This window comes from Psychrobacter sp. (genome assembly GCF_018260395.1).
Classification (GTDB): Bacteria; Pseudomonadota; Gammaproteobacteria; order Pseudomonadales; family Moraxellaceae; genus Psychrobacter.
The window spans coordinates 1,224-2,880 of record NZ_JAGLBC010000128.1 but is presented as its reverse complement, the minus strand read 5'-3'; the positions used below and the strand labels follow the sequence as shown (position 1 = coordinate 2,880).

Below are 1,657 nucleotides of genomic sequence, written 5' to 3'. Positions count from 1 at the left end.
ATCAATCAAATCATCAATCAAATCATCAATCAAATCATCAATCAAATCATCAATCAAATCATCAATCCAATCATCAATCAAAAACTTTGGCACTAAGCATTGAGCTTATGCGCCGTGATTCCGTTACCCCAGATGATAAGCAATGCCAAGAAGTGTTAGTGGAACGTTTGAAACCGTTAAACTTTGATTGCCAATTTATGTATTTTGGCGATGAGCATGCCAGCGGAAGCAGTGCACAGGTAAAAAATCTTTGGGCAAGACGAGGCAGCTCTGATCCTGTCATTTGTTTTGCTGGTCATACCGATGTGGTGCCTACGGGTAATGTAGACAATTGGGCAATTCCCCCTTTTGAGCCGACTGTAAAAGATGGCTACCTTTGGGGTCGCGGAGCAGCCGATATGAAAACTGGGATTGCAGCTTTTACTGTGGCTGTCGAAAACTTTGTCAATAATCATCCCAATCATAACGGCTCAATAGCCATGTTGATTACCTCTGATGAAGAAGGCCCTTCTATAAATGGTACCGTAAAAGTAGTTGAAACCTTAGAGGCCCGTAATGAAAAAATCACTTATTGCTTAGTGGGTGAGCCTTCTAGCACCAATACTTTGGGTGATATTATTAAAAACGGTCGTCGTGGTTCTCTTGGTGGCATCTTAACGGTTACAGGTAAACAAGGTCATGTCGCCTACCCTCATTTGGCCATCAATCCCATTCATGTATTGATGCCTGCCCTAGCTGAGTTTAGCAATACCGAGTGGGACCAAGGAAATGACTTCTTCCCTGCAACTTCCATGCAGATATCAAATATAAATGGCGGTACTGGCGCCAATAACGTCATTCCCGAAACTGTTGAAGTGGTTTTTAACTTTAGATTTTCAACTGAAACCACCGAAGAAGAATTACGCACTAAGACTCATGAAATATTTGATAAGCATTTTTCCGATAATGAGGCTACCTATAAGATTGATTGGAAATTATCAGGTCATCCATTCTTGACTGCAGAAAGCAAATTGGTCGATGCGTGTAAGGTAGCCATTAAAGAAGTCACTGGTATCGATACCATACTATCCACTTCAGGTGGTACTTCTGATGGTCGCTTTATTGCCCCAACCGGTGCGCAAGTCGTTGAACTTGGGGTGCGTAATGCGACCATTCATCAGGTGGATGAAAAGGTAGAAATTGATGATATCGGTAAATTGGCGCAAATATATGAAAAGATGCTTGAAGCGCTGTTGTTGGATTAAACCCATTTTATTAGCGCTAAACCAATATTATCAATAACTTTATTTGGGAGTATGCTGTGAGAGTTGGAATTAAAACTATAATGCTGACCTCATTGGTTATTATCACTGCGCTATTAAGTGCTTGTAGCATTACATCGTATAACCAAGTAATGTCAGAGCCTATTGATAAGGTAGCCGAACAATCAAAATTACGTATTGATTGGACAACAATTGACGCCCACTCTGGTGTTCCCAAAGACAACTCGCCACGAGATATTGAATATCCAAATATTACTAAACAGATGGCTAAAGCTTCGAACATACCCGTTGCGGATATTTATCGCTTTCAGACCGTCTACGACTCTAAGAAAGCTAGCGAAGTTATTGATAAGATAAAAGCGCAACTCGGTCATAGCTATGTTGACTTGTATGTT

At 40.9% G+C, this 1,657-nt stretch carries 2 protein-coding genes; both read left to right on the top strand.

The genetic code is table 11. The annotated features are described in order from the left end of the window. The first annotated feature begins 86 nt into the window (after positions 1–86). Positions 87–1,244: a succinyl-diaminopimelate desuccinylase gene (gene dapE, locus QZ265_RS09015; protein ID WP_296405472.1), complete on the top strand. Its 1,158-nt coding sequence runs from the start codon at positions 87–89 to the stop codon at positions 1,242–1,244. Positions 1,245–1,300: 56 nt separating this feature from the next. After that, positions 1,301–1,657 (top strand): hypothetical protein (locus QZ265_RS09010; protein ID WP_296405466.1); only part of this gene is annotated, 357 nt, incomplete at its 3' end.